This is a genomic window from Winogradskyella psychrotolerans, from assembly GCF_018860565.1.
GTDB classification, from domain to species: Bacteria; Bacteroidota; Bacteroidia; order Flavobacteriales; family Flavobacteriaceae; genus Winogradskyella; species Winogradskyella damuponensis.
In genome coordinates this window covers 322265-335858 of the sequence record NZ_JAHKPS010000009.1, presented here as the reverse complement: position 1 = coordinate 335858, position 13594 = coordinate 322265, and the positions used below count along the sequence as shown (strand labels likewise).

The 13594-nt window shown below is 32.8% G+C and carries 12 protein-coding genes; 5 read left to right on the top strand and 7 right to left on the bottom strand.

The genetic code is table 11. From position 1 onward, the window contains the following. Positions 1 to 45 precede the first annotated feature (45 nt). The 5 genes from pheT to KO504_RS04000 form a co-directional block, all read right to left on the bottom strand. Positions 46 to 2472 (bottom strand): phenylalanine--tRNA ligase subunit beta, encoded by a 2427-nt coding sequence (pheT, locus tag KO504_RS04020; protein WP_215925039.1) that lies wholly within the window; start codon positions 2470 to 2472, stop codon positions 46 to 48. A gap of 148 nt (positions 2473 to 2620) precedes the next feature. Continuing rightward, the gene (locus KO504_RS04015; RefSeq protein WP_215925038.1) at positions 2621 to 2989 is read right to left on the bottom strand and encodes a DUF2200 domain-containing protein; all 369 of its coding nucleotides are present in this window, start codon (positions 2987 to 2989) and stop codon (positions 2621 to 2623) included. A gap of 47 nt (positions 2990 to 3036) precedes the next feature. Next, positions 3037 to 3492 (bottom strand): hypothetical protein, encoded by a 456-nt coding sequence (locus tag KO504_RS04010; RefSeq protein ID WP_215925037.1) that lies wholly within the window; start codon positions 3490 to 3492, stop codon positions 3037 to 3039. Positions 3493 to 3591: 99 nt separating this feature from the next. Continuing rightward, complete coding sequence (gene pepT / locus KO504_RS04005; protein WP_215925036.1) at positions 3592 to 4821, bottom strand: peptidase T; 1230 nt, start codon at positions 4819 to 4821, stop codon at positions 3592 to 3594. Positions 4822 to 4839: 18 nt separating this feature from the next. Further along, complete coding sequence (locus tag KO504_RS04000; protein ID WP_215925035.1) at positions 4840 to 5670, bottom strand: universal stress protein; 831 nt, start codon at positions 5668 to 5670, stop codon at positions 4840 to 4842. A gap of 148 nt (positions 5671 to 5818) precedes the next feature. Here KO504_RS04000 and KO504_RS03995 point away from each other — a divergent pair, with 148 nt between their 5' ends. The 4 genes from KO504_RS03995 to KO504_RS03980 all read left to right on the top strand — a co-directional run bounded on the left by KO504_RS03995 (position 5819) and on the right by KO504_RS03980 (position 9269). Then, positions 5819 to 6847 carry a quinone-dependent dihydroorotate dehydrogenase gene (locus tag KO504_RS03995; protein WP_215925034.1) on the top strand — a complete coding sequence of 343 codons (1029 nt, stop codon included), beginning with the start codon at positions 5819 to 5821 and terminating at the stop codon, positions 6845 to 6847. Between the two features lie 46 nt (positions 6848 to 6893). After that, positions 6894 to 7511 carry a LysE family translocator gene (locus tag KO504_RS03990; protein WP_215925060.1) on the top strand — a complete coding sequence of 206 codons (618 nt, stop codon included), beginning with the start codon at positions 6894 to 6896 and terminating at the stop codon, positions 7509 to 7511. Between the two features lie 4 nt (positions 7512 to 7515). After that, a complete protein-coding gene (locus KO504_RS03985) occupies positions 7516 to 8268 on the top strand; it encodes a hypothetical protein (RefSeq protein ID WP_215925033.1) in 753 nt (250 codons plus the stop codon). Positions 8269 to 8405: 137 nt separating this feature from the next. Further along, positions 8406 to 9269 (top strand): hydroxymethylglutaryl-CoA lyase, encoded by an 864-nt coding sequence (locus tag KO504_RS03980; RefSeq protein ID WP_215925032.1) that lies wholly within the window; start codon positions 8406 to 8408, stop codon positions 9267 to 9269. A 48-nt stretch (positions 9270 to 9317) separates the two neighbouring features. Here the strand turns inward: KO504_RS03980 and KO504_RS03975 are convergent, their stop codons facing one another. Together KO504_RS03975 and KO504_RS03970 are read right to left on the bottom strand one after the other, a co-directional pair. Beyond that, positions 9318 to 10415, bottom strand: coding sequence for an HmuY family protein (locus KO504_RS03975; protein WP_215925031.1), 1098 nt, complete (start codon positions 10413 to 10415; stop codon positions 9318 to 9320). Positions 10416 to 10427: 12 nt separating this feature from the next. Beyond that, on the bottom strand, positions 10428 to 12566 hold the full coding sequence (locus tag KO504_RS03970) for a TonB-dependent receptor plug domain-containing protein (RefSeq protein ID WP_215925030.1): 2139 nt from the start codon (positions 12564 to 12566) through the stop codon (positions 10428 to 10430). A 102-nt stretch (positions 12567 to 12668) separates the two neighbouring features. Between KO504_RS03970 and KO504_RS03965 the strand changes: the two genes are divergently transcribed. Continuing rightward, a complete protein-coding gene (locus tag KO504_RS03965) occupies positions 12669 to 13571 on the top strand; it encodes a DUF6607 family protein (RefSeq protein WP_215925029.1) in 903 nt (300 codons plus the stop codon). Positions 13572 to 13594 lie beyond the last annotated feature (23 nt).

Sequence of the window (13594 nt, the reverse complement as noted above, 5' to 3'; positions counted from 1 at the left end):
AAAATTTAATTTTAAGGGCTTTTTTTATTGACTTACTTGTGTGTGTTATCGTAACTCAGCACCAAGCTGTTTTTCAAAATTAGCTTGAAGCTTAGACATTATTTTGTCAATTTGTTTATCATTAAGCGTCTTGTGTTCGTCTTGTAAGATAAAGCTAATAGCGTAACTCTTTTTGCCTTCTGGTAAGTTCTTACCTTCATAAACATCAAATAGATTTACACTTTTAAGTAATTGCTTTTCTGTTTGTTTAGCTATAGTGTTAATTTCTTTAAAAGTAACTTTGTTGTCTAATAATAAAGCAAAATCACGTTTAACTTCAGGATACTTAGGAATAGCATTGAACTTAATTTTATTATGCTGTGCCATTTCTAAAACGTTATCCCAATTAAAGTCGGCATGTAATACCTGTTGAGAAATACTAAAATGTTTTAAAACAGATTTTTTTACCAAACCAAAATCTACCAACTTTTTCTTACCAATAGAAAGACTCATCCCTTCACTAAAAATATCAGATGTAACTGGTGCTGATTTTAACCTTGTTAAACCTAAGCGTTGTAAAACGACTTCTATTGTACCTTTTAAATAAAAGAAGTCACTTGGTGTTGTAGGCGCATTCCAACGTTCTTCAGATTTATTTCCAGTCACAAAAATTGATAAATGCTTGTGTTCTTCTCTGGCCTCTGAGTATTGATGATATGTTTTTCCGAATTCAAATAATTTTAAATCGTCACGTTTTCTATTAATATTGTGAGCTAAAGCTTCTAATCCAGAAAACAATAAAGATTGGCGCATTACTTCCAAATCGTTACTGAGAGGATTTAGCATTTTTACATTATGCGCTTCATTTAAGTCCTCGCTTAATTCTATATATTTAGGTGATGTTAAAGAATTAGCCATAATCTCAAAGAACCCTTGAGAAGCCAATTGGTTACCTATAATATTTTGAAGTTTATAATCTTCAAATTTAGACGAATTAGATATTGAAGCATTTAATTTAGTCGTTGTTGCTATATTGTTGTAACCGTAAACTCTTAAGATTTCTTCAATAATATCAGCTTCACGTTGTACATCATTTCTGAAGGCAGGAACTGTTAATCCTACACCTGCTTCTGTAACATTATTTATTTTAATATCTAGAGAAGACAGAATACTTTTTATAGTTTCTTCAGGAATTCTTTCACCAATTAATTTTTCAGCATTATCGAAACTTAACCGAACTTCAAAATCTTTTATTTTCTTTGGGTAGGCGTCAACAATATCGCTAGTAATTTCTCCGCCAGCAATTTCTAGAATTAATAAAGCAGCACGTTTAAGTGCATATTCAGTAAGATTAGGATCTATTCCGCGTTCAAATCTAAAAGACGAATCTGTATTTAAACCGTGGCGCTTCGCCGTTTTACGAACACTAATAGGATTAAAATAAGCGCTTTCTAGAAAGATACGTGTTGTGTTTTCTGTAACACCAGAATCAATACCTCCAAAAACACCAGCAATACACATTGGTTTATTAGAATCGCAAATCATTAAATCGTCTTCGTGTAATTCGCGCTCAACACCATCTAAGGTTGTAAATTTTGTACCAGCTTTACAGGTTCTAACTTCAATTTTTTTATCTGCAATTTTATCTGCATCAAATGCGTGTAATGGTTGACCAAGTTCGTGTAATACGTAATTTGTAATATCTACTATGTTATTAATAGGAGATAAGCCAATAGATTTTAAACGATTTTGCAACCAAGCAGGTGATGTTTCAACTTTTAAACCAGAAATAGTAACACCGCAATAACGAGGTGCTTTTACGTAATCTTTTACGTCTACATCTATTTTAAGTGCTCTAGCATCAACATGATATGAGCTTACAGAAGGAGTAATGAGCTCTAAAGAAATTTCTTTTTGTAACAAACCAGCTTTTAGGTCTCGTGCTACGCCATAATGACTCATAGCATCAGCTCTATTTGGTGTTAAGCCAATTTCAAAAACTTGATCATTTTCTACTTTAAAGATTTCAGCGGCAGGAGTTCCAACTTTTATATCGGCATCCAAAACCATTATGCCGTCGTGAGATTTGCCAAGGCCTAATTCGTCTTCAGCACAAATCATTCCATGACTTTCTTCACCACGAATTTTACCTTTTTTAATTTTCCAAGCTTCTCCTTCTTCAGTGTATAATGTAGTACCTATAGTTGCTACAGGGACTTTTTGTCCTGCTGCTACATTTGGTGCACCACAAACAATTTGTAAGGGAGTATCTGTACCAATATTTACAGTTGTTACTTTTAGTCGGTCTGCATTTGGATGTTGTTCGCAGGTTAACACCTCACCAACAACAATACCTTTTAATCCGCCTTTTACAGATTCGAAGGTATCAATACCTTCTATTTCTAAACCTAGATCAGTAAGTAATTCGCCCGTTTTTTCAGCGTCCCAATCGGTTTTTATAAACTGTTTAAGCCAGTTGTAAGAAATTTTCATGTGTCTATTTAATCAGGGTGCAAAGATAGTAATAGTTGATTTGTAATGAAACATCCCTTATTAAAATTTAATCAAAAAGTGAAGATAGAATGGTTTTGTAAGCGAGCATTTAGGGTTATAGCAATTTTTTTAAGTATAGCAAAGCCATTTAAGCGCTACGCAAAATCTTTTCCATCTTACGTCCTTTGGCTAATTCATCTACAAGTTTGTCTAAATATCTTACTTCTCGTGTTAATTGAGTGCCTATGTTTTCAATTCTGTAGCCGCAGATTACACCTTTAATTAGATGTGCATTTGGGTTTAGTTTTGCTTTTTCGAAGAAGGTTTTAAAAGTGACTTTTTTTTCAATAAGCTCTTGTAGCTTTTTGTTGTCAAAACCAGTTAACCATTCTATTACTTGGTGCAATTCTTCAATTGTTCTGCCTTTCTTCTCAACTTTTGTGATGTAGTGTGGGTAAACAGATGCAAATGTTAATTTTGCAACACGCGCATCGTGTTCTGGTGTTGTTATACTCATAATATTTACTTTTATAAAGAAAAGAAAGCTAATAGTAAATTCAATAGTTATTTTTTTAACACGAGCTCTGCTTTGTTAATTTTTAAGGATGGATTATCAGAGGAGTTTAAAATAGCTTTAAACGTATAGTTGCCTGTTTCCTTTATAGTTATATGTTTCATCTTACCAGAAAAACTCCAAGATGTTTTATTTCCTATTGTTTTTCTAAGTTCCATTACTGTTGGGTTTGTTTTTAAAGCATCTAATTTTAATCCTCCTATGTTTACAGAATCTTTCCATATTTCAACGGTATATATAAGAGCAACATCATCTTCATATACAACATCTGTATCTGTCCAAAATGAGATTTTTTCACCTTTTGAAAGGCTAAGAGCAGCTTCTTTTGGGTAAAGTTCGGTATTACTTGTTTTGTTTATTTCTAGTCTGGCGACTTCTTCACCTAATAGTTTGCTACAACCGATTAGCAGAAAGCAGAAAAATATGACGAATGCTATTTTTTTCATAAGAGATAACAGAAAGTATTACAATAAAAAAAGTTAGTAGTAAACTTAATAAAAAATTAAGTCAATACTACTAACTAATATATAAGGTTAAAGCGGAGACTAGTTTTGTTTAGCCGTAAGTTCAGCAATTTTGCAAATAACGTCTACAGCTTTTTGAATACTTTCTACAGGAACATATTCATAACGACCATGGAAATTATGGCCTCCAGCAAAAATATTTGGGCAAGGTAATCCCATATAAGAGAGTTGAGAACCATCAGTTCCGCCACGTATTGCTTTTATTAACGGAGTCACTCCAACAGCTTTCATAGCTTCTTCTGCAATATCTACAATATGCATTACAGGCTCTACTTTCTCTTTCATGTTGAAGTACTGGTCTTTAATTTCAATTTTAAAAACCTCACTTTCGTATTTTGTATTTAAATCAAAAACAATTTTTTCTAATAAAGCTTTTCGTGCTTCAAATTTATCTTTGTCGTGATCTCTAATAATATATTGAAGAATTGTTTCTTCAACTTCGCCTTCCATGTTATGTAAATGGAAAAAACCTTCATAACCTTCTGTATGTTCTGGCGTTTCTAATCTTGGTAAAGTATTAATAAATTCTGAAGCATAATACATAGAATTGATCATTTTGCCTTTAGCATATCCAGGATGAACAATCTTACCTTTTACAGTGATTTTTGCTCCAGCAGCATTAAAATTTTCATATTCTAATTCACCAACTTGGCTACCATCCATGGTATAAGCCCAATCTGCGCCGAATTTTTCAACATCAAATTTATGTGCTCCTCTACCAATTTCTTCATCTGGTGTAAACCCAATTCTTATTTTTCCATGCTTAATCTCAGGATGATTAATAAGGTATTCCATTGCAGAAACAATCTCTGTAATTCCGGCTTTATCATCTGCTCCTAAAAGTGTTGTACCATCTGTTGTAATTAAGGTCTGACCTTTATACATTAGTAAATCTTCAAAATAATCTGGAGATAAAATGATGTTTTCCTCGGCGTTGAGAACAATGTCTTTACCATCATAATCTTCAATAATTTGAGGTTTTACATTTGCTCCTGTAAAATCTGGCGAGGTATCAAAATGTGAAATAAATCCAATAGTTGGTACCCGATGATCTACATTGCTTGGTAAGGTTGCCATAATGTATGCATTCTCATCAATGGTTACATCGCTTAGGCCAATTTCTTTTAATTCTTCAACCAATTTATTGGCTAAATTCCACTGTTTTTCGGTACTTGGCGTAGTTTCAGAATTTGGGTCGGATTCCGTGTCTATAGTTACATAACTAATAAAACGGTTTATAATATGCTGCATGAAGTTTTTATTATATAATTAAAGTTTAAAGGTGATAACAGGAAGTTTACTGTGATTAACTACGTCTTCAGAAATACTACCTCCAAAGAAATGACTTAATCCTTTTCTGCCATGTGTAATCATTGCTACAGCATCTGTTTTGTTTCTTTTAGAAAAACTTAATATACCGTCTTCAACGTTATGATCTGAAATACGAGCCACAGTCACATCTGTTTCTTTTAGATTGGCTTTGTTGAAAAATGCAGCAATTTTAGCGTCAATTTCATCTGTGCTTAAGAATCCTAAATTAGGAGTATTAATGTGTAATAAAGCTGTTTTTTCACCTAATTTAGATAGTAATTCTTGTGCTTTTTTAACTGCAGGAACACTTTCTTCAGAAAAATCAGTAGCTAAAACAATATTTTCAAAACTTACAGTTGATGGCTTAGATTTTACAACTAGCACAGGTGTGTTACTGTAGCGTACTACTTTTTCTGTATTAGAACCTGTAAAAATACCATCATGGTCACTGTGTCCTCTAGAACCCATAACAATTAAATCGGCATTAACATCGGTTGCAACAGCTGCAACTTCTTTTAAAACTTTATGATACTTAACCATTGGTGTTACTTCAACGCCTTCGAGATATGGTTGGTCTAAAAATGCTTCAAAATTTTTGTTAGCAACCATTAGCATAAATGCATTCTCTTCACCGCGTTCGTCACTTGAGGCAGAAAAAATAGATTCTGACATTTCTAGCATGTGCATAACAATTAATTCTGAATTGTTTTGTTTTGCTAATGCAGCACCTGTTTCTAATGCGTATTCTGAGTGTTTAGAAAAATCGACTGGAACTATAATTTTTTTCATGATATTTTGATTTTTGTTTGGATTTCAAAGTTAGTAAAAAACTTAAGCATAAATAATGATAAATAACAGTTTCTGTTAAAATTAATAGCTTAAATTATGGTTTGTTTTAACGTGGAGTTGTTTATTTTTGTAAAGCAAAATCGTTCTCATGTACAAAGTTTTAGTCAGACCTGTTTTATTCCTTTTTGATCCTGAAAAAGTGCATTATTTTACCTTTTCGTTAATTCGAAATGTATCAAAACTACCAGGAATTAAAAGTCTATTCAGATCTTTATACCTAATTGAAGATAAACGATTAGAACGAGAGTTGTTTGGTCTGAAATTTAAAAACCCCGTTGGTTTAGCTGCAGGTTTTGATAAAAATGCGGTTTTATATAATGAATTGGCCAATTTGGGATTCGGTTTTATTGAAATAGGAACGGTAACTCCAAAAGCACAAGAAGGAAATCCTAAAAAACGCTTATTCAGACTAAAAGATGATAAAGGCATTATTAACCGAATGGGCTTTAATAATAAAGGTTTAGAAGCAGCAATAACACAACTTAAAAAGAATAAAGGACAACTTATAATCGGTGGAAATATTGGAAAAAACACCCAAACGCTTCCAGATGATTATACCAAAGATTATTTAGAATGCTTTAATGCCTTACATCCTTATGTTGATTATTTTGTGCTGAATGTCAGTTGTCCAAACGTTGGCAGTCATGCTAAATTAAATGATAAAGATTATTTGTTAGAACTGATTTCTACTGTACAAAAGGCCAATGCTACATTTAGTAAACAGAAGCCTATTCTACTTAAAATAGCACCTGATTTAAACAATGTGCAACTGGATGAAATTATAGAGTTGATTGCAGAAACCAACCTCGATGGTGTAATTGCTAGCAATACATCTGTTGACAGAACAGGTTTAAAAGCAAGCGATGCTCGTCTTACAGAAATTGGTAATGGAGGTTTAAGCGGACAACCTATTAAAGATAAATCGACTAAAGTCATTCAGTATTTAGCGAAAAAAAGCAACAAAGCATTTCCAATTATTGGAGTAGGAGGTATTCATTCGGCTGAAGATGCTTTAGAAAAAATAGCAGCAGGAGCCGATTTGGTTCAGGTGTATACGGGTTTTATTTATGAAGGGCCGAGTTTAATAAAACGGATTAATAAAGCTTTATTGAAGTAGACTGTTTGTTAGAACTAGCGTAATTTAAAACCATAATCAACATATTCTGAATTACGACATTCTCATATCATTCGCATTAGCGACATCAGTATTGGCAATTTCGCCAGGACCAGATAATATCTATGTTTTAGTACAAAGTATTAGTCATGGTAAATCTTATGGAATGGCAACCGTTTGTGGTCTAATTACAGGTTGTATTATCCATACCACCTTATTAGCATTTGGTGTTTCAGCCATAATTGCAGCAAATGAAAACCTATTTTTAGGGATTAAAATTTTAGGCTCGCTTTACCTTTTGTATCTCGCTTACAAAGTTTATAAATCTGATACTAGTCTTAATCTTAATTCCGAACATGTGCCTAAGAAGAGCTTAAAACAATTATTTGTTCAAGGTTTTTTTATGAATGTCCTCAACCCAAAAGTGACTATTTTCTTTTTAGCCTTTTTTCCTGGGTTTTTATTTAGTGATTCAATGAATACCATTTGGCAATTTTATATTTTGGGAGGCCTTTTTATGTTGGTGTCATTTCTTATATTTTCAATAATTGCTTTGCTAGCCGGAAAAATTAAGACCTATACCTTAAAACATAAAAACTCAGGTTTCGTTTTAAAATGGCTTCAGATTGTGGTTTTTGTAGGAATTACGGTTTTTATTTTAACTTAGTGTCATGCTAAGATTTAATTTTCTTCCTAGGTTTTCTTTCATTATTTTCTTTTGCTTTATTCTGTTTACGGTAATAGGAACGTTAACACATGAGTTTGGTCATATTGCTGTTGCCAAACATTTAGGTTATGAAACAACCCTAAGTTATGGAGGTATGGGGTACTCTCAAGATTTTTCACAAGATGAAGATGTACAGGGAATTAAGGAAATTTCAGAACCATATATAAATATTGATTACGAAGAATGGCCAGAAGACGTAAAATTAAAGCTTGAAGCGTTGGACAAAATAGTCATGGAAAGATATCCGTATAATGAAACCTATAAATTACATGAATTATTAATTACTGTTGGTGGTCCTGCACAAACATTATTAACTAGTTTTATTGGTTTATTCATTTTATTCATAAGGCGAAAAAAAAGGAAAGACCAATTTAAACTTGTAGATTGGTTAGCTGTTTTTATGTCATTATTTGCACTTCGAGAAGTGTTTAATTATGCACAAGCTTCTTATAGTGCAATATGTCTTTCTAAGTCGAGTTTTTATGCAGATGAATTTAAAATATCAAGATATTTGGGGTGTAATGAATGGATCATTCCAACGATAAGTTTAATAATTGGCTTAACAATTTCGTTTTATGTTATTTTTAAAATTATTCCTATTAAATATCGTTTTTCGTTTATAGTATCAGGACTAGTTGGCGGAATTTTAGGTTTTACAATATGGTTTGGCTTTTTAGGAGAAATGCTATTCAATTAATAAAAATAATAGACAGAAACGAAACCTCTTATCCATACAGATAAACACCATTTATATTATAATCAAAGCTTTAAAGTTTTAACTTCAAATTTTATTTCGAGTTCAATTTCAATTTCAATTAATGTATATTTGAACCAATGAATAAAACGGTTAAAATAATAGAATGTCCAAGAGATGCCATGCAAGGCATTAAGGCTTTTATCCCTACAGAAAAGAAGGTGCAATACATTCAATCTTTACTTCGTGTTGGTTTTGATACTATTGATTTCGGAAGTTTTGTATCGCCCAAAGCGATTCCGCAAATGGTTGATACCGCTGAAGTTTTAGCACAATTAGATCTGAGTAAAACGGAAAGTAAATTGCTCGCTATTATAGCAAATACAAGAGGTGCAAACGATGCTTCGGTGCATTCTGAAATTGATTATTTAGGATTTCCATTTTCTATATCAGAAAATTTTCAGATGCGTAATACCCATAAAACCATAGCACAATCTGTAGTGACCTTGTCTGAAATTTTAGAAGTTGCAGACAAAAGCAATAAGCAAGTTGTGGTTTATATTTCTATGGGTTTTGGAAACCCTTATGGTGATCCATGGAATGTAGATATCGTAGGGGAGTGGACGGAACGCTTATCTAAAATGGGAGTTGGTATTTTATCTTTGAGTGATACTATTGGAAGTTCAGATCCAGAGAATATCAACTATTTATTTTCAAATTTAATCCCCGAATATTCAAATATAGAATTTGGTGCACATCTGCATACCACACCAACCACTTGGTTCGAAAAGGTAGATGCTGCATATAATGCTGGTTGCCGACGTTTTGATGGTGCCATACAAGGTTTTGGTGGTTGCCCAATGGCAAAAGATGATCTTACAGGGAATATGCCAACCGAAAAAATGTTATCGTATTTTACACAAAAAAAAGCTCACGACCTCAATGCGATGTGTTTTGAGAGTTCATATAATGAAGCGACTAAGATTTTTAGTATGTATCATTAAAAAAAAGCCTTCATTTTTAAATGAAGGCTTTTTTATCTATTTAAAAGTTTACTGTAATAAACTATATACAAATTCAGGATAACCACGCTCACCTTCTGCATTAGTTAAGGCTAAGAATTTTAATTTGTAAAGATTACCATCTGTATCATTAATTATATAGAAGATATTATCTTTAAGAGAAGGTAATGAACCTGGTCCACCACCATTTCTCCAACTACTCCCAATGCTTCTTTGGTCGTTAGAGAAATTAGAAGTCGTGACATCATTTAACGTAAAATTGTCATAAGATAGTTCTGAGTTTTCTTCAGTATCTACCCTATAAATATTTACGTTAGCTAAGTTATTTGAAGCTACAAAATCTCCATAGAAATACGCACCATAACTATCTGCTCCGGCGAAAACTTCATCGGTAAAGGTTGTAAAGTTTAAATCCCAATTTGAGGATGCAGGTTCAACATTAACGATACTCTCTGTATTAAAACTAAAAAATGTAAAGTTAAAGTTGCTGTCTTTAGAAATTGTGATTTCCTCATGTGTAGTGGCATCCAAATCGGCATATTGAAGTACGTAATTATTGGCATCTTGCAGAATACGTATTTTTTTCCAACCTCTCTCTTCGCCTTTTAAAGCAACAGAACCAGTTTCAGGTGTTGTTGTACCAACTTCATTACCAAGATTTATTAAATAGACATAGTTTTCAGAATCAGTAGAAGAGATTGGAGCTATAGCGGTGTCATTGATATTACCATCAAACCCATCTACATAAGTTATATTAGTACTGTCAAATGTACCAACTGCGACTGCAGGCTGTAAGTCAATTACTTCTTGTGTAGTGGAACTAATAGCATTAATATCTGTTGTACTAAGTTTGGCAGCTGCCATTTCAATTGAACCGTTTATGGTAACTCTGAAATCTGAACCTGTATAAAACCCTAAGTCCCAAGAATCACGTTGAACTGCCGTTTTTGTGTTTGTACTTAAGTCAATATAAACTTGGTTTTGTTGATTAGGACCTCCAACTTCTGGAGCGATAGAAGCACCGTCAATCACAATAGTAAGTGGACCAGAAACGTCGTCGTCGCTACTGCAGCTAGAAAATGCAATAATACATAGGCATAAAGCCAATTTTAAAAATTTATTTGTCATAATATGTAGTGTTTAAAAATTTAGGTTATATAATAGTTTTAAATAAAAAGATCTTCCGTAGCCTAACAATAAGGCATTGCTGCTAGTTGTGTGTGTGCCACCAGTAGCAGTATTACTTACGTTTACACTAGTGACATCTAATAAGTTGCGTCCACCAAGTGTTATATTGATTTTATTGTCTAAAAAGGATTTTTTTACAGAGGCGTCTAGCCAACTATATGCGTCTGTTGTTACTTTTGAAAAGGTCGAATTTCCATCCGTATCAGAACCAGATGCAATGTATTGCTCTTGTTCTCCGTTGTATTTTAATAGTAAGCTGAATGAGGTATTCCAAGGTTCTACAAAATAGGATGCACTAGTGTTAACTTGAAAATTGTACAGAAAATCATCATTGCCATTGACCTCATTGTTATTTATTCTAGAAATACCTTGAAATGTAGCACCTAAGTTGAAGGCTAAATTGTCGACTTTCAATGTGTTTTCTAATGAAAGACTCCACAGTTTGAATTTATCAATATTTATAAATTGATATTGTAAAGGAGTGGTATTAACCACGGCCAAATCAATTCTGTCTGAAACATCGACATAGCTTAACTTTAGGTTGTTAACTAAAGAAAGCTCATTAAGCCAACTTCGCTTTTTTAGATTCACAAAGGCTGAAAAACCATTTTCAGGATTTAAGTTTTCATTCCCTTGAACATCATGATTGGAATCTACAAAGTAGTAGTATAATTCTTCAAAATTAGGAGTTCTATAAGAGGTACCAACGTTGGCTCTAAGTTCAAAACCATGATCCATTAAATAACGCGCACTTAAAGAGCCCATTAATTTCGATTTAAAAAGGGAATTATATTCATAGCGTATACCAGGACGTAAAGAGAATTTATCCGAAAAGCTTAATTCCGAAGATCCAAAAATGGCAGAATTAGTCTGTGTGTTGGTTTTATCTTGTTGGGTAACATCGCCTGTAGCTTGCGTGTCAAAGCCTTCAATATAGCGCGCTTCATAACCGAGTTGGAAATTATAAAAATCACTTTTTACTAAGTTGTCTATAGTAGCTTTAGAAAATACGACTTTACTAGATTGGTAGGTTTCGTCACTTTCATTACTGCGTTCTTTACTTAAAATAAAATAGTTAAATTCGTTTAAGTCGCGTTCTTGCTGCTGATAGGAGAGTGCTATGTTATAGTTAGCCCCTGAGTTGAGGTTACCATCAATATTTAAGTTGTTTACAAAGCGGTTGGTGGTAAATATACGATCTGTAGCAGATGGATTACTCGTTTGATTTTGAGTATCAATATTTGCTCTAACAGCAGCATCGTAATAATTAATTTGCTCGTTAAAGTATTCAAACTTGTATAGTACTCTAAAATTATTGTCTTTATAATTAATTAAAGCATTGGTGTTTAATTGCTGTTTAGGTAACCATTCGTAGCCTCTAAGCCCATCATTTTGGTAGTAATCTTGCCCTTGACGTTGGTTTAAAAATCCGGCAAAATCATTTCGGTTAGCTCCAATTTTAGCCATCCATTTCTCATTTATGTTATGAGCCACACTAAAAGATTGTATATGTCTGCCTTCATCAAACCAAGCATACTCGTCACTTACGGTTTCTTCTTGTATATAAGCTTGAATACGCCAATCGTTAGCAATAGATTTTTTGGTAATGATATTAATCACGCCTGAAACAGCATTCGCACCATATTCAACGCCCATAGCACCTTCAACAATCTCAATACGTTCAATGTCGTCGAGATTAATTTGGGTTAAATCAATATCATTTCCTAAGCCATTGTCACTAACTAGTGGAATGTTATCTACTAAAATGTTGAAATATTGTGAATCTAAGCCAAAGAACGAAATCGTAGAGCGTCCTGTTTGTGCATTAGGAATAATAGTAAGGTTAAGATTGAAATTTAATAAATCGGCCAGATTGTTAGCCGCAACTTGTTCTATCTGCTTTCTATTAATCACAATGACATTATGTACAGATTTTTTTATAGAGGTGGGATTATATTGGCCTGTTACAACAACTTCATCTAAAGATTCTGTTTTGGTACTATCAACTGTGGTTTCTCTTTTTTGGGAGAAAGCCCATGAAAAGAAAATTATTGAAAAATAAATTGTGATTTTATTTTTATTTAGACTCATTCTTGATAAATTTGTCGCAAATATAAAATCTTATTTTAATTCATTCTAAATAAGAATAGTTTTTTTTAAATAATTTTTAAACACATTATTTATCTTTTAAATATGAAAAAAGTAGTACCCGTTTTAGTCATTGTATTAGCATTTACTTTAAGTAGTAATGCACAAAAGAAGAAAACTCTAGATCAAGAAGCCATTAAAGCCATGTGTGGTTGTTTTGAAGTAACGTTCAATTTTACAGAGACGTTTAACTACAGTAATGATTCACTTTACAGACCTTCAGAAACCAAAGTTGATAAAGGCTTAGAGTATGCTTTTGCTATAGAAGATGAAGATGATAAAATTTCAATTCAACATTTATTGCAAGTTGGACGACCTGATAGTCCACATATTGTAAAACACTGGAGACAAGATTGGTTATTTCAAAATCAAGAGTTTTATATGTATAATGGCGATAATAACTGGACCTTTGAAAAAAAATCTAAGGATGATGTAAAAGGGCAGTGGACACAAAAAGTGTATCAGGTAGATGATAGTCCACGTTATGAAGGTTCAGGAACTTGGGTTCATGTCGATGGTAAGCACTATTGGGAAAATACGACAACAGCACCATTACCAAGACGTGAATACACCAAACGTAACGATTACAATATTACATTAAGAGGTAACCGTCACGAGATTACAGATTTTGGTTGGGTACACGATCAAGATAATGAGAAAGTGTTACGAGAGGCTAGAAAAGAAGATGTTATTATTGCTAAGGAAAAAGGGTATAATACCTATAAAAAAGTAGATGATAGTAGATGTCAAGCGTCACAAGATTGGTGGAAAGCACAGCAAGATAAATGGGCTTTGGTAAGAACAAAATGGGATGCAGTTTATGGTAGAAATAAAGATTTAACCTTGGCTGAAAAAGTGGATAATAAAGTGTTGTTTAAATACTTATTTGATGATGAAATAACAGCTAAAAAAGAAATTAATCGTATTATAGAATCTTTTGTAAAATAAATAAGTTTAAAATAAATTAATCA